The 21713-nt window shown below is 73.0% G+C and carries 20 protein-coding genes; 11 read left to right on the forward strand and 9 right to left on the reverse strand.

Annotated elements, in window-relative coordinates; genetic code table 11:
• Positions 1–1478: 1478 nt before the first annotated feature.
• Together ACWEQG_RS06730 and ACWEQG_RS06735 are read right to left on the reverse strand one after the other, a co-directional pair.
• Positions 1479–2435 (reverse strand): trypsin-like serine peptidase, encoded by a 957-nt coding sequence (locus ACWEQG_RS06730; RefSeq protein WP_452282370.1) that lies wholly within the window; start codon positions 2433–2435, stop codon positions 1479–1481.
• A gap of 120 nt (positions 2436–2555) precedes the next feature.
• A complete protein-coding gene (locus ACWEQG_RS06735; protein ID WP_452282372.1) occupies positions 2556–3245 on the reverse strand; it encodes a DUF1707 SHOCT-like domain-containing protein in 690 nt (229 codons plus the stop codon).
• Between the two features lie 129 nt (positions 3246–3374).
• Between ACWEQG_RS06735 and ACWEQG_RS06740 the strand changes: the two genes are divergently transcribed.
• The 6 genes from ACWEQG_RS06740 to ACWEQG_RS06765 all read left to right on the forward strand — a co-directional run bounded on the left by ACWEQG_RS06740 (position 3375) and on the right by ACWEQG_RS06765 (position 10944).
• Positions 3375–4955 carry an ankyrin repeat domain-containing protein gene (locus tag ACWEQG_RS06740; protein WP_452282374.1) on the forward strand — a complete coding sequence of 527 codons (1581 nt, stop codon included), beginning with the start codon at positions 3375–3377 and terminating at the stop codon, positions 4953–4955.
• A 96-nt stretch (positions 4956–5051) separates the two neighbouring features.
• On the forward strand, positions 5052–6698 hold the full coding sequence (locus tag ACWEQG_RS06745; RefSeq protein WP_452282376.1) for an isovaleryl-CoA dehydrogenase: 1647 nt from the start codon (positions 5052–5054) through the stop codon (positions 6696–6698).
• Between the two features lie 88 nt (positions 6699–6786).
• Positions 6787–7215, forward strand: coding sequence for an OsmC family protein (locus ACWEQG_RS06750; RefSeq protein WP_452282378.1), 429 nt, complete (start codon positions 6787–6789; stop codon positions 7213–7215).
• Positions 7216–7329: 114 nt separating this feature from the next.
• Positions 7330–9447, forward strand: a complete 2118-nt coding sequence (gene glgX / locus ACWEQG_RS06755; protein ID WP_452282380.1) for a glycogen debranching protein GlgX — start codon at positions 7330–7332, stop codon at positions 9445–9447.
• A 139-nt stretch (positions 9448–9586) separates the two neighbouring features.
• Entirely contained in the window at positions 9587–10642 is a 1056-nt protein-coding gene (locus ACWEQG_RS06760) for an AzlC family ABC transporter permease (RefSeq protein WP_452282382.1), read from the forward strand.
• Positions 10639–10944 (forward strand): AzlD domain-containing protein, encoded by a 306-nt coding sequence (locus ACWEQG_RS06765; protein WP_452282384.1) that lies wholly within the window; start codon positions 10639–10641, stop codon positions 10942–10944. Before ACWEQG_RS06760 ends, ACWEQG_RS06765 begins: the two co-directional genes overlap by 4 nt.
• Positions 10945–11013: 69 nt before the next feature.
• Here ACWEQG_RS06765 and ACWEQG_RS06770 read toward each other — a convergent pair whose 3' ends face one another.
• The 3 genes from ACWEQG_RS06770 to ACWEQG_RS06780 all read right to left on the reverse strand — a co-directional run bounded on the left by ACWEQG_RS06770 (position 11014) and on the right by ACWEQG_RS06780 (position 13820).
• Positions 11014–12123 (reverse strand): ATP-dependent DNA ligase, encoded by a 1110-nt coding sequence (locus tag ACWEQG_RS06770; protein ID WP_452282386.1) that lies wholly within the window; start codon positions 12121–12123, stop codon positions 11014–11016.
• Entirely contained in the window at positions 12107–12844 is a 738-nt protein-coding gene (locus ACWEQG_RS06775; RefSeq protein ID WP_452282388.1) for a pyrimidine reductase family protein, read from the reverse strand. The genes ACWEQG_RS06770 and ACWEQG_RS06775 overlap by 17 nt, the downstream gene beginning before the upstream one ends.
• A gap of 106 nt (positions 12845–12950) precedes the next feature.
• The gene (locus ACWEQG_RS06780) at positions 12951–13820 is read right to left on the reverse strand and encodes an SDR family NAD(P)-dependent oxidoreductase (RefSeq protein ID WP_452282390.1); all 870 of its coding nucleotides are present in this window, start codon (positions 13818–13820) and stop codon (positions 12951–12953) included.
• A gap of 100 nt (positions 13821–13920) precedes the next feature.
• On the opposite strand from ACWEQG_RS06780, the gene ACWEQG_RS06785 reads away from it, so the two are divergent.
• Both ACWEQG_RS06785 and ACWEQG_RS06790 read left to right on the forward strand, forming a co-directional pair.
• Positions 13921–14505: a TetR/AcrR family transcriptional regulator gene (locus ACWEQG_RS06785; RefSeq protein ID WP_452282392.1), complete on the forward strand. Its 585-nt coding sequence runs from the start codon at positions 13921–13923 to the stop codon at positions 14503–14505.
• 227 nt (positions 14506–14732) lie between these two features.
• A complete protein-coding gene (locus tag ACWEQG_RS06790) occupies positions 14733–15695 on the forward strand; it encodes a tyrosinase family protein (protein WP_452282394.1) in 963 nt (320 codons plus the stop codon).
• Between the two features lie 102 nt (positions 15696–15797).
• Here the strand turns inward: ACWEQG_RS06790 and ACWEQG_RS06795 are convergent, their stop codons facing one another.
• From ACWEQG_RS06795 to ligD, 3 genes are all read right to left on the reverse strand, one after another.
• Positions 15798–16085 carry a hypothetical protein gene (locus ACWEQG_RS06795; protein ID WP_452282396.1) on the reverse strand — a complete coding sequence of 96 codons (288 nt, stop codon included), beginning with the start codon at positions 16083–16085 and terminating at the stop codon, positions 15798–15800.
• A gap of 104 nt (positions 16086–16189) precedes the next feature.
• The gene (locus ACWEQG_RS06800; RefSeq protein ID WP_363469100.1) at positions 16190–16357 is read right to left on the reverse strand and encodes a hypothetical protein; all 168 of its coding nucleotides are present in this window, start codon (positions 16355–16357) and stop codon (positions 16190–16192) included.
• A 258-nt stretch (positions 16358–16615) separates the two neighbouring features.
• Complete coding sequence (ligD, locus tag ACWEQG_RS06805) at positions 16616–17629, reverse strand: non-homologous end-joining DNA ligase (RefSeq protein ID WP_452282398.1); 1014 nt, start codon at positions 17627–17629, stop codon at positions 16616–16618.
• Positions 17630–18034: 405 nt separating this feature from the next.
• Here ligD and msrB point away from each other — a divergent pair, with 405 nt between their 5' ends.
• Positions 18035–18436 (forward strand): peptide-methionine (R)-S-oxide reductase MsrB, encoded by a 402-nt coding sequence (gene msrB / locus ACWEQG_RS06810; RefSeq protein ID WP_452282400.1) that lies wholly within the window; start codon positions 18035–18037, stop codon positions 18434–18436.
• A gap of 3 nt (positions 18437–18439) precedes the next feature.
• On the opposite strand, the gene ACWEQG_RS06815 is transcribed toward msrB, so the two are convergent.
• On the reverse strand, positions 18440–19045 hold the full coding sequence (locus tag ACWEQG_RS06815; protein WP_452282402.1) for a hypothetical protein: 606 nt from the start codon (positions 19043–19045) through the stop codon (positions 18440–18442).
• A 145-nt stretch (positions 19046–19190) separates the two neighbouring features.
• Between ACWEQG_RS06815 and ACWEQG_RS06820 the strand changes: the two genes are divergently transcribed.
• Positions 19191–21038 (forward strand): sensor histidine kinase, encoded by a 1848-nt coding sequence (locus ACWEQG_RS06820; protein ID WP_452282404.1) that lies wholly within the window; start codon positions 19191–19193, stop codon positions 21036–21038.
• The gene (locus tag ACWEQG_RS06825) at positions 21023–21676 is read left to right on the forward strand and encodes a response regulator (protein ID WP_452282406.1); all 654 of its coding nucleotides are present in this window, start codon (positions 21023–21025) and stop codon (positions 21674–21676) included. Before ACWEQG_RS06820 ends, ACWEQG_RS06825 begins: the two co-directional genes overlap by 16 nt.
• Positions 21677–21713: the final 37 nt, after the last annotated feature.

Raw genomic sequence — 21713 nt, forward strand, 5'->3', positions numbered from 1 at the left:
TCCGTGCTCCGGGAAGGCACCGTGCTCCGGGAAGGCACCGTGCTCCGGGAAGGCACCGTGCTCCGGGAAGGCACCGTGCTCCGGGAAGGCACCGTGCTCCGGGAAGGCACCGTGCTCCGGGAAGGCACCGTGCTCTGGAGATTCACTCGTATGTCTTCGCACCGTTGTGTTCCTCCTTGTCAAGCTCTGACATAGAACGCCTCATCCCGTGGCGCGGGCCACCGTTTCCCGCGCACCCACGGCGCAGCCGACGGATCGACCGTCGCAGGACAGCGCGCCAGGAGACTGTGCGGGGGTTTCGCCCGGTGGACCCGGCGGGGTCCGCAGGCCCTGTTGGTGGGGCGGCGCCCGCCGGCGACGCGGCAACCGGCTGGTGTCGAGCCTTGCGGCTGACGCCTCTTCGGGCCGCGTACGTGACGCACCGGCTCGCAGGTGATGCGTGGCGGCGCTGACATCACCGGTCGGGCGTGCCGTACTTCGATCTGTGGCAGACGGCTCGCCGGCCGGGACCTGTCGCGACGACCTGCGCACCGGCGGCTCCGGCCTTTCACCTGTGCGTGCGGAGAACCCGGCGGCCGGCGGGGTCGCGGATCGTGAGGACGGACAGCTGTGACGTGGTTCCATCGGGGTCGCACGGCGATCCGGTCGCCTCCGCGCGCCGCGTCCTGTTGTTAACGCTCACAATTTGTCTGCCGACCGAGCCCCTCTCCGTTGCGATGGATGGCGGTGGTGCCGGGCGGAGCAAATACGAGGGAGAGCGCCACTGTCAAGCGCCCGGAGCACCCGTTCCCGCCGCCCCCATGGTTGTGAGCATGGGCTGACTGGCCTTATCGCGAAGGCTGCTCACCGGGTCGGCTTAACTTATGGTGAAACTTTCAGTCATGCCGCGAAGGAAGTCGCCGCCGGACACGACGTCCCCGACCGCCGCCACCATGGCCTGCACTTATCCGCCGGATCGCCCCGAGAACGGGCGGTGCGTGCCTTCTGGACACCTGAGCGGATCGGCCAGGCGCGGCCGCCGGCCGCTCCGGAGGAGCCCGTCACCGGGAGATCCGGAGACGGCCGCCCGCCCGCGGAGACGTCCCCGGAGACGTCCGCCGGGCCGGTCCTGGTGCCCGGGCGCGCGCCCGCGTCCTCCGTCGCCGCCGCGAGCCTGGCCCAGTTCGCCACTCCCACGGTGGGCGCGATGTACACCAACGGCGACGACGGCTACCAGTACTGGTGCAGCGCCTCGACCGGCCGGCCTCCAGGGTGTCGCGCTCCACCTTGTCGGCGAAGTGCCCGGGGGCCAACAGGTAGGGCGCCACCACGACCCGCGGGGCGCCACCACGGCCGTCTCCGGGTCGCCGATCTCCACGCCGGCCTCGGTGAGACGGCGTTCGAGGGCCCGGACGAGCAGCGGATGCGGGCCGAGCGTCGGGCCGCGACGCGGCCTGACCGCTGCCGGGCGCGGACGATTCCAGGAGCGGGGCCGTCTCTCAGCCGGCCTGGGCGCCCTGCCACAGCGAGTACGCGCTGAAGCCGAAGTCGGGGGACCGGACGTCCGTGCCCGCGACTCCGGTGGAGGTGAGGCCGGTGACGTAGCCCCACCGGCGCTCGTTCTGGTAGTCCCGCAGCCACGGCCCCCCGCTGGAGCCGCCCGTGAAGGGGCATTTGGCGATGCTCAGAGAGATGTAGACCGTGCAGTTCATCTGCAGGTTGCCGTCGTAGGGAGGCTCTCCGGGGTAGCCGAACACCGTGCCCTGGTACCAGGGCGGCGGGAAGAAGCCCATGCCGTTGGAGCCCGTCACGTCCTCGATCCGGACGCCGTCGGACCGCGGCCGGACGGTCACGAAGGCCACATCGTTCGCCCTGCCGCCCCCGGACAGCCAGTCCTGCGAGACGAACGCCTGGTCGAGCACCCAGGAGCCGTATGCGGGATCCGGGCCGTACCGGTAGAAGGGCATGTAGATCCCCTTCGTACGCCAGGTCCCCCGGTCCCGGTCGTAGACGCAGTGCGCGGCCGTGAGGATGAGGTTGCGGTTGCCCGAGGGGACGGTCGAGGCGCTGCACCAGTACTGGTAGCCGTCGTCGCCGTTGGTGTACATCGCGCCCACCGTGGGAGTGGCGAACTGGGCCAGGCTCGCGGCGGCGACGGAGGACGCGGGCGCGCGCCCGGGCACCAGGACCGGCCCGGCGGACGTCTCCGGGGACGTCTCCGCGGGCGGGCGGCCGTCTCCGGATCTCCCGGTGACGGGCTCCTCCGGAGCGGCCGGCGGCCGCGCCTGGCCGATCCGCTCAGGTGTCCAGAAGGCACGCACCGCCCGTTCTTCGCCGCCCACGCCTCCCCTGACGGCGTCCCGCGGGGCCGGTCCGGCGGCCGTGGCCGCGGAGGCCGGCAGGGCGACCGCGGCCGTCAGGATCGCGGCCAAGACGGCCTTCCAACGTATGCGCATCGATGCTCATCTCTTCGCAGTGACAGATGAGCACCAGATGTAGAGAGTCGATCTTGCAGCTGAATGGTGACCAACTGGGACGCGCCCAGGCGGCACACTCCGGGTGGGCGATCCGGCGGATCAGTGCAGGCCGTGGTGGCGGCGGTCGTGGAGGTCGTATCCGCCGTGGCCCGGGCGCTGCCGGCGCTCCTGCCACCACTCGCTCCAGGCGAACCAGCCGCGCTTGATCGGGTCGGCCCGGGAGTCGCCGATGATCTTCACGTCGCCCATGAGCACGTACGCCGTGACCTTGACCACGGGGGCGGCCTGGCCACGCGGGGCCTCGACCACCTGGACCTTCTTGTCCCCCAGGATCGTGACGCCGGACAGTTCGACGTCGACGCCGTCCGGCACGATGATCTTCACGTCGCCCATCACGCACGTGGCGACGATGTCCACCTCACGCCCGCGCACCTCGGCCTCGCGCAGGTCGAGGACCACGTCGCCCATCACGCAGACCGCGCCGATGCCGTCGTCGATCCGCCAGGAGCCGGTCCTCTTGGCGTCGCCCAGCACCGCCACGATCCACTTGCGCACTCTGCTCCCCCGGGCGGCCGGCGCCACAGGAGCGGAGGCGGAGACAGGGGCGGCACCCGGCAGGTCGGCGGTGACCTGGGCGAGCTCGCCGTGGGTCTGCGCCAGGTAGGCGGCCTCGGTGCGCTCGGTCAGTTCGGCGAGGGTCAGCCGTCCCTCCGCGGACGCCACTCGCAGCCGCTCCACCACGGACTCGCGTTCGGCGTCGGATGCCCGCATTCCACCCGGATCAGTCACGCCTTTACCGTATCCCGGCCGGCACCGCTCCCCCATCCTCCTCGGGAACGATCCCGGAACCGTCCTCTGGCACGGCGGGAGGACGATCCCTGACGACGACGCCGCCCGGGGCTGTGTGAGCATGGAAACGTGACCCGCAGCAGGTTGCTCGAGGCGATAGCGGGAGGGGACGTCTCGCGGGTGGCGGCGATGCTGCACCCGGATACCGCCGTGAACCCCGCTCAGGGAACGACGCCGCTCTACCGGGCGGCCGTCGCCGGTCACCACGACATCGTCAGGCTGCTCCTGGAGTACGGCGCCGACCCCGACCGGCCGAGCGGGGGGCACGAGGAGGGCCTTCCGCTCTGCGCGGCGGCCTGCTGGGACCACGCCGAGACCGTGCAGGCGCTGCTCGACGGCGGCGCCGACCCCGACGCGGCGGAGGAGGGCGGCTGGACGGCCCTGCTGTGGGCCGCGGCCAACGGCAACCTCGAGTCGGCCGACATCCTGCTCGACGCGGGGGCCGACCCCGGCCGGGCCGACGACGACGGCGACACCCCGCTGACACTGGCCGCGATCTTCGGGGCGTACGGGATCGTCTGGTCCCTCCTCGAACACGGCGCCGACCCGTCCGCGCCCGGCTGGGACGGCGCGACCCCGCTGGAGATCGCCACGCGGCTCTCGGCGGTGGATCTCGAAGCCATGCTCCGCGAGGAGGTCTCCACGAGAGTGGAGGGCGAGCACACCGTGCTGGTGGCGCACGGCTCCGCACCGGACGGCACCCGGCGGGTCACGGTCGAGGCGCGGGGCGCCGACGGCGGCTACTCGATCACCCGCCAGCGCGGCCACGCCGCCGTCGCGACGGTCCTGGAGTCGGCGCTCGGCCTGCGGCCGTCCGCGGACGTGCTGCTCAGGCGCGTGCTGCCGTACCGCGACCTGGACGAGGACGACGAGACGTGGTGGGCGGCCGTCCACGCGCTGCAGTCCCGCCACGACGAGGAGACGTTCCTCGCGCTGGCCCGGCTGTGCGAGAGCGACGACCCGGTGGAGCGGGAGTTCGGCGTCGACGTGCTCGCGGAGTTCGGCCAGGAGACGCGGCCCGGCCAGGAGACACTGATCGGCCAGGAGACGCTGATCGGCCGGGAACCGGTGGTCGGCCAGGAATCGGGAGTCGCCCGGGGAGCGGGGCCCGGCCGGGACGCGGGGCGCGCCCCCTACCGGGACCGCACTCTGGCGATCCTCCGCGACATGGCCCGGCACGAGAGCGAGCCCGCGGTCGTCGAGGCGCTGCTGCACGCGTTCGGCCACCACGCCGACGAACGGGCGCTCCCCGAGGTGCTGAACATCGTGAACAGCCCGGGCCGGAAGCCGACCGTCCACGACCCCGTCGCGCTCGCCGCGGTCCTGCCCCCGGACGACGAGGACGGGCTGGCCACGCTGATCCGGCTGAGCGAGTGCCCCGACGACGAGGTGCGCGACTGGGCGACGATGGGGATCGCGGGCCTGGCCGCCGACAGCACCCGAATCAGGGACGCCCTGACCACGCGCCTGGCGGACCGCGATCTGACGACGGTGGCCGAGGCCGCGCGGGGCCTGGCCGGGCGCGGGGACCGGCGCGCGCTCGACGGCATCCACCGGGTGCTGTGCGAGGCGGGGGCCGACCAGGACTACGCCCGCGATCTCGCCCTGGAGGCGGCCCAGGAACTCGGTCTGGAGATCTCGGGCGCCTGACCGGACCCGGACTCCGCCCGGTGTTTGTCCCGGCCGCCCGGAGTGTTGAGATGGAGTCCCAGCAGTACCGGACTCCCCGCATCGTGGACGTCCCGGATGGACGAGTCCCGGCATCGAACGCAGGAGGACCCAGTGACCCACGACGTGACCAACCAGGTGCCCCCGCTGACCGGCAACGACGTCTCGGCCGATCACGCGCTGCTGGAGGGGCTCGCCAGGGAAGGGGCGGACTGGGCGACCGGAGAGCTGCGTCAGCTCGGCCTGCTGGCCGGCTCGGCGAAGGCGCAGGAGTGGGGGCGGCTGGCCAACGAGCACCCGCCCGTGCTGCGCACCCACGACCGGTACGGCAACAGGATCGACGAGGTCGAGTTCCACCCGGCCTGGCACGAGCTCATGGCGGTCGCGGTCGAGAGCGGTGCGCACGCCGCGCCCTGGACGTCGGCACGGCCGGGGGCGCACGTCGCCAGGGCCGCCAAGTTCTTCACCTGGTCCCAGGTCGAGGCCGGGCACGGCTGCCCGATCTCCATGACGTACGCCGCCGTGGCCGCGCTGCGGCACTCGCCGTCGCTGCGGGCGGAGTGGGAGCCGCTGCTGGCCTCCCGGACGTACGACTTCGGGCTGCGCCCGCCGCAGGACAAGCGGGGCGTGCTGGCCGGGATGGCGATGACCGAGAAGCAGGGCGGCTCCGACGTGCGGGCCAACACCACGCGGGCCGAGCCGCTGGGCGACGGCAGCTTCGCCCTGACCGGCCACAAGTGGTTCAACTCCGCCCCGATGTGCGACGTGTTCCTGGTGCTGGCGCAGGCCCCGGGCGGGCTGTCGTGCTTCCTGCTCCCCCGCGTGCTGCCCGACGGCACCCGCAACGCGCTGCGGCTGATGCGGCTGAAGGACAAGCTCGGCAACCGGTCGAACGCCTCCGCCGAGGTCGAGTACGAGGGCGCCGTCGCCTTCCTCGTCGGCGAGGAGGGCCGGGGCGTCCGCACGATCATCGAGATGGTGAACATGACCAGGCTCGACTGCGTGATCGGCTCGGCCGCCGGCATGCGGTACGGGCTGACGCAGGCGCTCCACCACGCCCGCCACCGCACGGCCTTCGGCCGGGTCCTGGCCGAGCAGCCGCTGATGCGCTCGGTGCTCGCCGACCTGGCGCTGGAGTCCGAGGCGGCGACCACGCTCATGACGCGCCTGGCGGGGGCGACCGACCGGGCGATCCGGGGCGACGCGGCCGAGGGCCTGTTCCGGCGGGCCGCGCTCGCCGCCGCCAAATACTGGGTGTGCAAGCGGGCGCCGGTCCACGCGGCCGAGGCGCTGGAGTGCCTCGGGGGCAACGGCTACGTCGAGGAGTCGCAGATGCCCCGGCTGTTCCGCGAGTCGCCGCTGAACGGCATCTGGGAGGGCTCGGGCAACGTGGCCGCCCTCGACCTCATGCGGGTGCTGGCCAGGGAGCCGGAGGCGGTCGAGGCGTTCTTCGCCGAGGTGGCGGCGGCCGAGGACAGACGGGTCGCCGACGCGTCCGAGCGGGCGCTCAAGACGCTCGCCTCCGCGGGCGAGGCCGACGCGCGCCGGGTGGCCGAGGAGATGACGCTGGTCCTGCAGGCCTCCCTGCTCGTACGGCACGCCCCCGCCGCGGTGGCCGACGCGTTCTGCGCCTCGCGCCTGTCCGGCGACTGGGGGCGCGCCTTCGGCACGCTGCCGTCCGGCCTCGACCTCGACGCGATCCTCGACCGCGCGGCGCCGGCGTGAGCCGACCGGCCATGCCGGTGAGCCCGGCGCACCGGCGGCGGCGTTAAGGTCACTGTGGATAGGCTCCGCTTACTGAAGGGATATCGCCATGGCGACCACTCGTACCGCGACGACGCAGTGGAAGGGCGCGCTGCTCGACGGTTCGGGCACCGTTTCGCTCGACACCTCCGGCGTCGGCACCTTCGACGTCTCCTGGCCCTCCCGGGCCGAGCAGGCCAACGGCAAGACGAGCCCGGAGGAGCTGATCGCGGCCGCCCACTCCTCGTGCTTCTCGATGGCCCTGTCCCACGGCCTGGCCCAGGCGGGCACCCCGCCGCAGTCGGTGGAGACCCGCGCGGACGTGACCTTCCAGCCCGGTGAGGGCATCACCGGCATCGTGATCTCCGTGCGGGCCCAGGTGCCCGGCATCTCGGCCGAGGACTTCCAGCAGGCCGCCGAGACGGCCAAGGCGAACTGCCCGGTGAGCAAGGCGCTCGCCGGAACGACGATCAGCCTCAAGGCCGAACTCGTCGGCTGAGCGGCAGCGGGAGCCCCCGCCGGACCCGATCCGGCGGGGGCTCCCGCGTTCCCGTGCGAGAGCAGGGGTCGTCGCGGGTGCACGATTCGCCCCGGCAGTGGAGAATGAGGTTACATGCGCGAGGTTTGGCCTGGAGAGCCCTACCCGCTCGGCGCCACCTGGGATGGTGTGGGCACCAACTTTTCGGTGTTCTCGGAGGCGGCCGAGCGGGTCGAGCTGTGCCTGTACGACGACAGAGGCGGGGAGACCCGCGTCGATCTGCCCGAGGTCGACGGGTTCGTCTGGCACGGGTACGTGCCGGGGATCATGCCCGGACAGCGGTACGGCTTCCGCGTGCACGGGCCCTACCGGCCCGAGCACGGGCACCGGTGCAACCCGTCCAAGCTGCTGCTCGACCCGTACGCCAAGGCGATCGAGGGCTCGGTGCGGTGGAACCAGTCGCTTTTCTCCTACCAGTTCGCCGACCCCGCCCGGCTCAACACCGAGGACTCCGCGCCGTACATGCCGAAGAACGTGGTCGTGAACCCGTTCTTCGAATGGGGCAACGACCGGCCGCCCCGCACGCCGTACCACGAGACGGTGATCTACGAGGCGCACGTGCGCGGCCTGACCATGCGCCATCCGTCCGTCCCGCAGGAGCAGCGGGGCACCTACGCCGGGCTGGCGCACCCGGCGGTGATCGACCACCTCCTGTCGATCGGCGTCACGGCGGTCGAGCTCATGCCCGTGCACCAGTTCGTTCCCGAGCACTTCCTGGTGGCCAGAGGGCTGACCAACTACTGGGGCTACAACACGATCGCCTACATGGCGCCGCACAACACCTACGCCAGTTCCGGGCAGCGCGGGGAGCAGGTCCAGGAGTTCAAGGCGATGGTGCGCGCCCTGCACGAGGCGGGCATCGAGGTGATCCTCGACGTGGTCTACAACCACACCGCCGAGGGCGACCACATGGGCCCGACGCTGGGCTTCCGCGGCATCGACAACGTCGCCTACTACCGGCTGCGCGAGGAGGACCGCCGCTACTATCTCGACTACACCGGGTGCGGCAACTCGCTGAACGTCCGCTCGCCCCACGCGCTCCAGCTGATCATGGACTCGCTGCGCTACTGGGTGCTCGACATGCACGTGGACGGCTTCCGCTTCGACCTCGCCGCCGCCCTGGCGCGGGAGCTGCACGACGTGGACCGGCTGAGCGCGTTCTTCGACCTCATCCAGCAGGACCCGGTGATCTCGCAGGTCAAGCTGATCGCCGAGCCGTGGGACGTCGGCCCCGGCGGTTACCAGGTCGGCAACTTCCCGCCGTTGTGGACCGAGTGGAACGGCAAGTACCGCGACTCCGTGCGGGACTTCTGGCGCGGCGCGTCCCAGACGCTGCCCGAGTTCGCCTCGCGCCTGGCCGGGTCGAGCGACCTGTACGCCAGCAGCGGCCGCCGCCCGGTGGCCTCGATCAACTTCGTGACAGCCCACGACGGGTTCACCCTCACCGACCTCGTCTCCTATGACCACAAGCACAACGAGGCCAACGGCGAGGGCAACCGCGACGGCACCGACGACAACCGCTCCTGGAACTGCGGCGCCGAGGGCCCGGTGGAGGACCCGGCGATCGTACGGCTGCGCCGGCGGCAGCGGCGCAACCTCCTCGCCACGCTGTTCGTGTCCCAGGGCGTGCCGATGCTGCTGGCGGGCGACGAGTTCGGCCGCACCCAGCACGGCAACAACAACGCCTACTGCCAGGACAACGACGTCTCCTGGATCGACTGGTCGCTGCTGCGCCAGGAGGACGACCTGCTCGAGTTCGTCCGCCGCCTGGCCGCGTTACGGCGGGCCCATCCCGTCTTCCGGCGGCGCCGGTTCTTCCACGGCCGCACCGTCGGGGGCGGTAGCAGGGACATCGTCTGGCTCACGCCGTCGGGCACCGAGATGACCGACGGCGACTGGCACACGGGCTACGCGAAGTCGCTGGGGGTGTACGTCAACGGCGACGCGATCAGCGAGCCCGGCACGCGCGGCGAGCGGATCAGGGACGAGACGTTCCTGCTGCTGATCAACGCGCACCACGAGAGCCTGACGTTCGCTCTCCCCGGCCCGGAGCTGGGGGCCGCCTGGCGTCCCGTCCTCGACACCGCCGACGAGAGCGTCCGCGACGACCCGTACGCCGAGGAGAGCCTGCCCGCCGGGGCCAAGATCTGCGTCGCCGACCGGTCCATGCGGATCCTGGTCTGCGCCGGCTGATCCCACGCGCCTCCGCGCATGGGCGGCCGGTCCCGGCCCGGGCCACTCCGTGGACCCCGGAAGGCGAGACAGGCGGGGGACGAACACGGCATTGACCCCTATAAGGGACTATCCCGCCCAGTTCGTTACCCTCGGGCAGGTGACCAGGACATCAGTGCAGGCCGGCCTGCCGCCGAAGCCCAGGGCGGCGGTGGTGCGGGACGCCCTCGGGGTGGGCACGGCCGTCGGCCTGTCCGGCTTCGCGTTCGGCGTCACCTCGGCGGGCGCGGGGATGAGCGTCGTGCAGACCTGCGTGCTGTCGCTGTTCGTGTTCACCGGGGCGTCCCAGTTCGCGCTGGTGGGCGCGCTCGGCACCGGCGGGAACCCGCTCGCCGCCGCGGCCGGGGCGCTGCTGCTCGGCGTCCGCAACGCCTTCTACGGGCTGCGGCTGTCGCAGCTGCTGGGGCTCCCCGCGGCGGTCCGTCCCCTGGCCGCGCAGTGGGTGATCGACGAGACCTCCGCCGTGGCCCTGGCCCAGCCCGACCGGCGCCTGGCCCGGCTCGGGTTCACGGTCACCGGGGCCAGCCTGTACGCCGGCTGGAACATCACCACGTTCCTGGGCGCGCTGGGCGCCTCCGCGCTGGGCGACCCGGCGGCCTGGGGGCTCGACGTCGCCGGCCCGGCCGTCTTCCTCGCCCTGCTCCTGCCCATGCTCCGGGGCCGCTCCGCGGCGCCCGATGCTGCCAGACCCGATGCTGCCGAACCCGATGCGTCCGGACCCGATTCTTCCGTGCCCGATGCGTCCGGACGCGATGCTGCGGGGATCGATGCGTCCGTCCCCGCCGGCGTTCAGGACGAGCGGCCGGTCGCGAAGACGGGCCCGGCGGGCACGAGTACGGTCAGGGACACGGCTCAGGGCACGTCCAGGGGCACGGCCGGGGACACGGCTCAGGGCACGGCTGGGGACACGGTTGGGGACACGGCCCGGGGCACGGCTGGGGACACGGCCTTCCCGTGGCAGGAGGCGGCGGTGGCGGCGCTGGCCGTCGTGCTGGCCCTCGCCTGCGTGCCGTTCGTGCCCGCGGGCGTGCCGGTGCTGGTGGCCGTGCTCGCCGCACCGGCCGTACTGGCCGTGTCCCGGCTCCGTGCCCGCCCTAGCGCCCGCCCTAACGCCCGCCCCAATGCCCGCCGCTCGCCCCGAGGAGGACGCCGATGATCTGGGCCGCGATCGTGGTCACCGCCGCCGGGTGTTACGCGGTGAAGCTGCTCGGGCTGTCGGTCCCGGCGGCGGTGCTCGAACGGCCGCTCGTACGCCGGCTGGCCACACTGGTGCCGATCGCGGCGTTGGCCGCCCTGATCGCCCTGCAGACCTTCGCCGACGGCGGCACGCTCGTCGTCGACGCCCGGGCCGCCGGGCTCGCGGCGGCGGCCGTCGCCCTGCTGCTGCGCGCGCCGTTCCTGGTGATCGTCGCGGTCGCCGTCGTCGTCACCGCCGCCGTCCGCGCCCTCACCGGCTGACCCGCCGTACCGGCCGGGGACCGGGCCGTACGGCCGCCCGCGTGCGCGCCCGGTGCCGCGGCAGGACGGTCAGCGGGCGAGGATCTTGTCGAGGTCGTAGCTCACCGGGCGGTCGAGCTGCTCGTAGGTGCAGGACTCGGGAGTGCGGTCCGGCCGCCAGCGGCGGAACTGGGCGGTGTGGCGGAACCGGTCGCCCTCCATGTGGTCGTAGGCCACCTCGATCACCCGTTCGGGCCGCAGCGGGATGAACGACAGATCCTTCTTGGCGTTCCACCGCGACACGGCGCCGGGCAGGCGCTGGCCCTCGGCGCCGCCCGCCGCGACCTCGGCCCAGTGTCCCCACGGATGCTCGCTCAGGTCCCGCACCCGGTACGGCGCGAGCTCCTCGACGAGTTCCTCACGGCGCTTCATCGGGAACGACGCCGCGACACCCACGTGATGCAGGCGGCCGTCCGGCGAGTAGAGCCCGAGCAGCAGCGACCCGACGACCGGCCCGGACTTGTGCTCGCGGTAGCCCGCCACCACGCAGTCGGCCGTCCGCTCGTGCTTGACCTTGAACATCACGCGCTTGTCCGGCGTGTACGGCTGGTCGCCCGGCTTCACGACGATGCCGTCGAGTCCGGCGCCCTCGAACGCGTCGAACCACTCGGCGGCCCGGCCCTCGTCCCGGGTGACCGGCGTCAGCCGTACGGACCGGCCCGCGCCCGCCAGCGCCTCCTCCAGCCGGGCCCTCCGCTCCGAGAACGGCGCCTCCATGAGGTCCTCCGTCGCGGTGGCGAGCAGGTCGAAGGCGACGAACGACGCGGGCGTGTTCTCGGCCAGCAGCCGCACCCGGGACTGCGCGGGATGGATGCGCTGCTGCAGCGCGTCGAAGTCGAGCGACTGCCCCCTGATCAGCACGATCTCGCCGTCCACGACGCACTTGGGCGGCAGCTCCCGTCTGACGGCCTCGACCAGCTCGGGGAAGTAGCGCGTGAAGGGCCGCTCGTTCCTGCTGCCCAGGAAGACCTCGTCGCCGTCCCGGAAGACGATGCAGCGGAAGCCGTCCCACTTCGGCTCGTAGTAGAGCGTGCCGTCCTGCTTCGGCAGCGCCTTGACGGCCTTGGCGAGCATCGGCGCGACCGGCGGCACGACCGGCAGCTCCAGGTCGGGGATCTGCGGCTCAACCGGCGGCTTCATCCTGCGCCTCCCTGATGTATCGGCAGAAGAGGAAGCCGTCCTCTTCGAGCACCTGGGCGAGGGTCAGCGGCGTGTGCGACGCGACGCCGTCCAGTATGCGCGCCGCGTCGCCGCCGGTCAGCATCGGGCTCACGGTCAGCGCCAGCTCGTCGACCAGGCCGGCGGCGGCGAGCTGCGCGTTCACCCGGGGGCCGCCTTCGCACAGGACGCGGCCGAGCCCCCGGTCCCGCAGCTCGCCCAGGGCGGTCGCGAGATCGACCGCCTCGTCGCCCGCGACGATCACGTCGGCCCTCCCGGCCGCCTCCTCGCGCCGGTCCTTCGGCGCCGACTCCGTCGTGATCACGATCGTCCGGGCGTACGGCTCGGCCTCGGTGAACAGCGGGGCCTCGAGGTCGAGGTCGAGGCGGCGGGTGACGACGGCGATGGGCGGCGCCGGGGGCCTGCCCTCCCGCAGGGCCCGCCACGACTCGCGGGGGCGGGCCGGGCGGTATCCCTCCGTGCGGACCGTCGCGGCCCCGGCCAGCACCACGTCGGCAAGGCCCCGCAGCAGCCCGAAGATCCGCTTGTCGGCCCGGCCGGACAGGCCCTCCGAATGGCCCTCCACCCAGGCCGCGCCGTCGGCGCTGGACACCATGTTGAGGCGCAGCCAGTGGTCGCGCGGGTAGGCGTAGGCGGCGGGGATGTCCGGTTCGTCCTCGGAGCAGGGGTGGATGCGGCGCACGCTTCCTACAGTGGCACACGACACCGACAAGGCCGCCCGCGACGCCCCGTCCCACGCTCGTCGCCGCGGCGTCCGCCCTCAAGCGTCCGCCCTCAAGCGTCCACCCTCAGCCGAACGGGCCTGCCGCCGTAGGCGGGGCACCGGTGCCGCCCACGCTCAGCAGCCGCGAAGTCACCTCGTCCAGACGCCGGGCGCGGCCGGGGTCGAAGTCCTCGCCTTCGAGGGGCAGCGGCTTGCCGCGCATGAAGGCCGTGACCGGTTCGGCGGGTGGCCGGTCCAGCAGCCGGATGACGGGCAGGATCGCCTTCTCCACCGGCTGTGCGAAGACCCTCGCCAGCGCCTTGGTGAGGATCCGCTGATGCCGGGGCAGCGGGTCGGCCATGCTCGTCCGCACGAATCCCGGGTTGTAGAGCACGTAACGGGTGCGCGCCCCGGGGTGGCGGCGCGGGAAGTCCACGCCCAGCAGGTCGTTGCATCGCGACGACTGCATGGCGGCCCGTATGCCCTTGTAGCCCTCACGCAGTTGCAGGTCGTCCCAGTGGACGGCGCCCGGCAGGCCGCCGGGACCGGCGATGTTCACGATGACCGGCGCCCCGGCCCGTTCGAGGGCTGGGACCAGTCCGTGTCCGAGCACGTACCGGCTGAGATAGGCCAGCGCGAAGGTGAACTCGAACCCGTCCTCGGTCTCTTCCCGCCGTGGGCGAAACCGCTGGGCTCCGAAGACCACCCCGTCGACGGAATCGGTGACCGTCGCGATCTCGCCCAGGACCGCACGCATCCCCGCCAGCGTGCTGAGGTCGGCCGGCACGAAGACCGCCCGGTCCGCGCCGCCGATCCGCTCGGCCTCGGCGAGCAGCAGTCGTCCCTTGGACGCACCGCTGGCCACAGCGATCACCCGGTCGCCCCGGCCGAGGAGCCGCAGGGCCAGCCCCTTTCCCATCCCGTCCGTGCCTCCAGTGATCACATAGGTTCGCATGGGTCTCCCTCTCGGGCCGCCGTCAAGTCATCGACCGATGACTCGAACGCTAGAAGGGGCCCGGCGCGTAAGTCAACATTTGATGACTTATGCTGACCGCATGAGCGATCAGCCACCGCCGGCCCCCCGGCGCCGCGACCGCGCCGCGACCCGTGCCGCCCTCCTGGACGCCGCGCGGCTGCGGTTCTCCCGGCAGGGCTACGACGGCACCGGCATCCGCGAGATCGCCGCCGACGTGGGCGTCGACCCGGCTTTGATCCCCCGCTACTTCGGCTCGAAGAGGAAGCTGTACGCCGAGGCGGTGCGCGTGGACATACCGGCGGGCCTGACCGCGGACCCGCATCGTCCGGTCCCCCACATCGCCGACGCCCTACTGCGCGAGGTGGTCTTCGGCGGCTGGGAGAAGTTCCACGGCGAGCATCCGTTCCTGGTGATGCTGCGTTCCTCCGGCAACCCCGCCGTGCGTGAGCAGTTGCACATCCAACTGTGCGAGGGCTACCTGCGGGACTTCGCCGACCGTCTCGAAGGCCAGGACACCGCGCTGCGCGCCGAGATGATCGGCGCGCTCCTGCTCGGCATGGGAGTGATGCGCTCGATCGTGGGCTCACCCGCGCTCAGCGAGGCCTCGTTCGAGCGGACGCGTCCCCTGGTCGCCCGGCTCGTCCGCGCACTCTCCGCCGAGTGATCACGCGGTCCTGGCCTCCTACGGCACGTCCGAACGGCGGCCGGCGCGGTCTCCCCACCGGGGACCCGCTGCCGCCGATGGCCGTCCCATCGCTCCCGGCAGGCCGACACGGCGTCAAATGCGGCGCCCCGGCGGCTGTGCCGTTCTAATCTTTGCGCCGGTCGGACCAGGCCACGGAACACGGCGACATTCGGGGGGCGCACATGCGGGGGCCGAGCAGGCGGGAGATGCTGGCATCGGCGTTGTGGGGCACGGCGTTGTGGGGTACGGCGGCGATGGCGCTCGGGGCGGGCGGGACGGCGGCGCACGCGGACCCGGCCCGGCCGCGGGCCCGCCCGCGGGCCGGTGACATGACCACCCCGCGGGCCGGTGATATGACCACGCGCCCGCGAGCCGGCGACATGAGCGTCCGACGACCGGCCGGCGACATGAGCACCCGGCGGCGGGCCGGCGACATGAGCACGGCGCAGTGGGCGGCGTTCGTCCGGGCGGTGCGCACGCTCAAGGCGCGGGGAACCTACGACGCGCTGGTCCGGACCTACGCGGACGGCTTCACGGCCACCCACGCCAACGGCTTCTTCCTGCCCTGGCAGCGCAGATACCTCCTGGACTTCGAGCGGGAGCTCCGGCGCGTCGATCCGGCCGTGTCCGTGCCGTACTGGGACTGGCCTCTCGACGGCCGGGCGCCGGCGCGCTCGGCGATGCTGTCGAAGAAGTATTTCGGGGGGAACGGGAACGCCGCGCGCGATCACGCCGTGCTCGACGGCGCGTTCGCGGGATGGACCGCCAAGATCCCGCGGGCTCATCCGCTCCGGCGGTCCTACGTCGACGGCGGGACGATTCCCGCGTGGGCGACCCCCGAGGTCATCGCCAACATGCTGAAAAATCCGGATTTCCAGGTGTTCAACATGCAGCTGGAGATCCACATCGGAGCGGTGCAGATGGGCATCGGAGGCGATCTGGCCCAGCCCGCCGCCCCGAACGACCCCCTGTTCTGGGCCGTCGCCTGCTTCGGCGACCTGCTCTGGCACATGTGGCGCTCCAGGCATCCCGAGGCCCCGATCCGGTCGGCGTACGGGAACGTCACCGAGGCGAGCAGGCTGCCGCGGTACGGCGACACGGTCGCGGACGTCCTGGACATCGAGAAACTGGGCTACCGCTACGACGGCGCGTGGCCGCGCGCACGCTGAACGGCGAGGGGCCCCCGCCCCCGGAGAGGGCGGGGGCCTCACGCGACCCGGCCGGGTTCCCGTTCCCCGGGAACCCGGCCGGGTGCGTCACGGCCCGGCGTGTCAGGCCCTGGTGCCCGTGGTGGCGCGGGCCCGGCCGGCCGTCTGCGCGGTCTCCTTCTCCCTCTCCTGCGCCTGCGCCTGGCGTGCGGACCTGGAGAGGTCCTCCAGCTCGTGCGCGGTCTCCTCGAACTCCTGCGCGGCCTCCCGGCTCATCCTGCTGACGAGCCTGCGGCCGCGGACGGCCATGTCCTCGTACACCTCGCCGGCCTTGGCCAGGGCGTAGGGGCCGACGCCGGCGAGGGCGCAGAACGGCTTGGACATGGTGATCCTCTTGACCGGTGTTGTCACTTGGTCACTCTCCATAAATATCGGTCTGGCGGCGGCTTCCACCTGTTGCAACCAGGGGAGAACGGCCCGCTCTCCTCGCCGGGCGCGCGGCCGGGGCCCGGCGGTCAGGAAGGCGGCGTGCCGAGGGACTGCGTCCCGGACCTGATGTTGTCGGCGGCCTGCGCCGGACTGATGTCCGCGGCCCTGGAGGCCTTCCGCAGATCCGTCCAGGTGATGTGGTCGGGATCGCCGTGGTCGTCGTCAGGCTCGCCGCAGCCGCAGCTCAGGCACATCCGGGTGTCTCCCCCCGCTCGGTCTCGTGCAAGGCGCCCCGCCCCCTGCAGCGGTGCGAGGGCGAGGCGCTCGGGTGTTCCAGGTTCGTCCGTGTGCGGTCTTGCCCGGGGACGAGCGCCCGCTCCCCCGTCGGCGAGCGCTCGCCAGGACCATCCCCGCACCCGCCTCCAGGGACACCGGGCGGGAATGCAAGAGCCGATCAAGAGCGGAGACAGGTGGACAAAAGCCAGCATCGTGCCGGCACACGGCACGGAGGGTCACCCGGCCGCGTCCTCATCTCCGGCCGGCCTGGCCTTGCTGGGCTGGACCCGCCTCGGCTCGCCGGGCATCTTCGGGTAGTTCGGCGGGTACGGCATGTCGCCCCGTTCGTCGGCGTCGTACCACTCCAGCAGCGTGCCGATGTCGCAGGCCCGGTCGTCGATCGCCCACTGCACGTCGCCCAGCTTGGCGAACCGCTCAGGCATCGTCCTGATGTCGAAGTCGCGCGGGTCGCAGTCGGCCAGCTCCTCCCACGTCACGGGCGCGGAGACCCGCGCGTCGGGCCGCGCGCGGACCGAGTAGGCGGCCACCACCGTGCGGTCGCGGGCGTTCTGGTTGTAGTCGATGAAGACCTTCTCCCCCCGCTCCTCCTTCCACCAGGCGCTCGTCGCGAGAGGCGAGCGCCGCTCGACCTCGCGGGCGAAGGCGATGGCGGCGTACCGCACCTCGGTGAAGGTCCAGCGGGGCTCGATGCGCACGTTCACGTGGATGCCCCGGCTGCCCGAGGTCTTCGGGAAGCCCGTCATGCCCAGCTCGTCGAGGATCTCCCTGGCCGTGAAGGCCACCGTACGGGCCTGCTCGAACGAGGTGCCGGGCTGCGGGTCGATGTCGATGCGCAGTTCGTCGGGGTGGTCGAGGTCGGCCCGGCGCGCGTGCCAGGGATGGAAGTCGATCGTGCCGAGGTTGGCGCACCACGCGATGGCCGCCACCTCCGTCGGGCAGAACGCGTCGGCCGTGCGCCCGCTGGGGAAGCGCACCGTGACGGTCTCGATCCAGTCGGGATGCCGGGGCATCCGCTTCTGGTAGATCGCGTCGGTGCCGACGCCGTCGGGGTGCCGCTTGAGGTAGGTCGGCCGCTCCCGCAGGGCGCGCAGCACGCCGTCCCCCACGCTCACGTAGTACTCCACCAGGTCGCGCTTGGTGGCGCCGATCTCCGGGAAGTAGACCTTGTCCGGGTTGGTGACCTTGACCGTGCGGCCACCCACCTCTATCTCGATGTACGGCGAAGCCATGGACCGACCCTATAGGGAGGAGGGGGTCCGTCCCGGGCTGCCGACGGCGGCCGGACCGGGCGCTCCCACGGCCGCGCCCTACCGGCGCAGGCGCGTGGTCGCGTACGGCGCGCTCGCGTTCGGCTGCGCCGTACGCGACGGGACGGACCACGACGGCCGCCCGTGGGCGGCCTCCTCTCACCGTCCGGCGGCGTCCAGCACGGGTCGGGTGCTTCGCCGCCCTGACGGCGGTGCGGGCGACCGCCCCCGCGGGTGCGGCGATCAGCCCCTCGTCAGTGAAGACGCCGGAAGACCGGGAAAAGGATGCCTCGCACCGTGAACATCTGCCGGGAAGATCCCTGGCCGTCGCGGGGTTCCTCAGTTCGTAATCCCCGCGAGGGGCCACAGAAGGCAGGGTGGTGAGCTATGGAGAAGATCGTCAAGAGCGACGCCGAGTGGCGCGCGCGGCTTTCCCCCGAGGAGTACCGGGTCCTCCGGCAGGCGGGGACGGAGCGTCCGTTCAGCGGCGAGTACGTCGACACCAAGACCGTCGGCGTCTACTCCTGCCGCGCGTGCGGGGCGGAGTTGTTCCGGTCGGAGACCAAGTTCGAGTCGCACTGCGGCTGGCCGTCGTTCTACGAGCCGTCCGAGTCGGACGCCGTCACGCTGCACGAGGACGACTCGCTCGGCATGCGCCGGGTGGAGGTCCGCTGTGCCCGCTGCGACTCGCACCTCGGGCACGTGTTCCACGGCGAGGGCTACCCCACGCCGACGGACGACCGGTACTGCATCAACTCCGTGTGCCTGACCCTGCGGCCGGCCGGCTGACCATCACTTGGGCTTGGGGTAGGTGACCCGGCAGTCGTCGTCGTCCGGCCCGAGGACGTTGGCGAGGACGGGATTGCCGTTCTCGCCGAACCGGGACTGGACGAACACGACGGGGTTGGCCTCCCCCCGCTCGGCCAGGTACTCCAGGCCGCGCTTGCACAGGGTGATCGCGGTCTTGGAGTTGTCGGCGTTCTCCGGCAGGTTCGTGTAGATGCGCAGGTAGCCGCCCTCTGTGCGGATGTCCTTGACCCGCTTGGCCGTCTTGTCGTTCCACCTGCTGCGGAAGTAGGCCTCGGCCTTCGTGTCGGTGTACTTCGACGGTCCCGAGGCCTTGTGCTCGGCCGCCTTTTTTTCCTTCTTCTCCCGCTTGGCGTCGGCCTTCTCGCCGGTGTCGACGCTCGCGACGGTCAGCTCCCCCGCCGGGGAGGCCTGCGGCGCGGGCGCGGCGACCGCGCGCTGGGGTGGAGCCGCGTCGGACCGGGACAACGGCCAGGCGATCGCGGCGGCCCCGACGGCGAAGGCGGTCACCCCCAGCGACACCTCGACGACGTGCGAACGGGCCCGCCTCTTGCGGCGGCGCCCCCTGGAACGTGCCAGCCCGCTTGCCACTCTGCCTCACATAGACGTCGATCCTTCGTCACAGTATGGCAAAGACTTCCGGCAGCCAAGACCGTTTCCGACGCTTCGCGCACGGTCCACCAGAATGTCCCTTCTGAACGGGTCAGTGGTCGACGCCGTTCGGAGGGGAGGGTGCGTGCCGGCCGTCATGTCCTGGCTCGTGTTCGGGCTGGCGTGCGTCCTGGTCGCGGCAGGCGGGGCGCTGGGCGGCGCCGACCCCGTGGACGCGGCGGTCGCGCTCGGCTTCACCCCGCTCGGCGCCTACCTCCTGTCCCGCCGCGAGGGCGGGGCGGTGGGGCCGTGCTGCCTGGTGACCGTGCTCGGCGCCGTCGCCTACTTCGCCGACTCCTACTCCGCACGGCCCGGCCTGCCGGGCGCCCGCTGGGCCGCCTGGGTGGGCACGTGGGCCTGGGCTCCCGCCCTGCTGACCGTGGGCGGCGTCCTGCTGCTGCTCGTGCCGGACGGCCGCCTGCCCGGGCGGGCCTGGCGGCCGGTGGCCGCGACGGGAGCGGCCGCCACGGCGGCCTTCACGGTCGTGGCCGCGCTCGTGCCGGAGGGCGCGGACCGGCCGTTCTCCGTCGAGGCCCTCGCGCCGGTGCGCGACGCGTTGCCGGCGGTCGTCCTGATCCTGGCCGCGACCTCGCTCGCCTGCGCGGCCGGGCTCGTCGTCCGTACGGCGCGGGCGCAGGGCGAGCAGCGCACCCAGCTGCTGTGGATCTGCCTCGGCGCCGCCGCGTTCGTGGCCGGGGTCTTCCTGCCGGCCGTCGTCCGGCTGCCCGCCGCCGGCGTGCCGTTCATCCTGGCCCTGCCGGCCTGTGTCGGCGTGGCGATGCTCCGCCACGATCTGTACGGGACCGGTCCGTGGCTGCGCCGCGCGCTGACCCTGGGGCTGCTGGCGGGCGCGCTGGCCCTGCTGTACTTCGCGGTCGACGGCCTCACCGGGGCGCACCTCGCCGCCGCGGCGGCCGTGGCGGTCGCGGTCGAGCCGCTGCACCGCTGGCTGCGCCGGGCCTCCGGCCGCATCCTGTACGGCGGCGGGCCCGACCCCGAGGCCGTCCACGCCCGGCTGGGCGCCCGCCTGGCCGCGACCTCGGAGCCCGGGGAGATCCTGTCCGCCGTCGCCGACGCCGTGGCCGAGGCGACCCGGGCCGCGTACGTGCGGGCCGAGCTGGGCGCGCCGGGCGAGCCGCTCAAGGTCGTCGAGCGGGGAACGCCCGCCCCGCTCGGCGTGTCGGTGCCGCTGCGCTTCCAGGACGAGATCCTCGGCGCCCTGGGCGCGTCGGGAGGCGACGCACGGGTGCTCGCCCCGCTCGCGTCGCACGCGGGGGCCGCGCTCGCCGCCGCCCACCGCGCGGCGGCGCTGCAGCGCTCGCGGACGCTGCTCGTCACGGCGAGGGAGGAGGAGCGGCGGCGGATCAGCAGGGACCTGCACGACGGGCTGGGCGCCTTCCTCGCGGGCATCGGCTTCACCGTGGACGCAGCGGGCAACGCGCTCAAGGCCGACCCGGAGCGGGCCCGCGGCCTGCTGACCCAGATCAGGACCCAGGTCGCCGAGGCCGGCGCGGGCGTACGCCGCCTGGTCCGGGGGCTGAGGCCGCCCGAGCTGGCCCAGCTGGGCCTGGCCGGCGCCGTGGAGCACACCGCGGCGACGCTGGGCGACGGCGGGGTCGAGATCGAGATCACCGCGGAGGACGTGGGCGGCCTGCCCGCCGCCGTGGAGGTCACGGCCTACCTGGTGGCCCGCGAGGCGCTCACGAACGCGGTGCGCCACGGCGCGCCCCGCCGCTGCGCCGTACGGCTGGGCCGGGTGGCGGGCGGGTTCGAGCTGAGCGTCCGCGACGACGGGCGTGGCCTCGGGCCGCAGGCCGTCCCGGGAGTCGGCCTGACCTCGATGCGGGAGCGGGTGGAGGAGCTGGACGGAAAGCTGACGATCGACGCCGCTCCGGGCGGCGGAACGGTGGTGACCGCGTGGATTCCCCTGTGATCAGGCTGCTCGTCGTCGACGACCACCCCGTGGTCCGTGACGGGCTCGGGGCGCTGATGTCGACCGTGGAGGGCATCGAGGTCGTCGCGGTGGCCGAGGACGGCCGCCGGGCGCTCGCGGCCGTCCATGAGCACTCCCCCGACGTCGTGCTGATGGACATCGCGATGCCGGAGATGGACGGCATCGAGGCGACCCGGCGCCTGTCCGCCGGGCCCCGCCCGCCCAGCGTGATCATGCTCACGATGTCGGACGACGACCTGTCGCTGCTGGCGGCCGTCCGCGCGGGGGCGAGGGGTTATCTGCTCAAGACCGCCGCCCAGGACGACGTGGTCGCCGCGGTGCGCGCGGCGGCCCGGGGCCAGGCCGTCTTCGGGACCGGCGCGGCCGAGGCCGTGATCAAACTCCTGCACGCGCCGCCCCGGGTGTCCGAGCGGCCGTTCCCCACGCTCACCGAGCGGGAGTACGAGATCCTCGAACTCGTCGCGCGGGGCCTGGGCAACCAGGCGATCGCGGCGCGTCTGGGCGTCAGCCCGAAGACCGTGGCCAACGCCGTGTCCGGCGTCCTGGTCAAGCTCGGCGTACGCGACCGCGCCGAGGCGGTCGCCGCCGCGCGGTCGGCGGGACTCGCGACGGGCTGAGCCGGTTCCCGCGGGCTCGGGAGGCGTTCCCGGGCCC

It is taken from the genome of Microbispora sp. NPDC004025 (assembly GCF_053604425.1).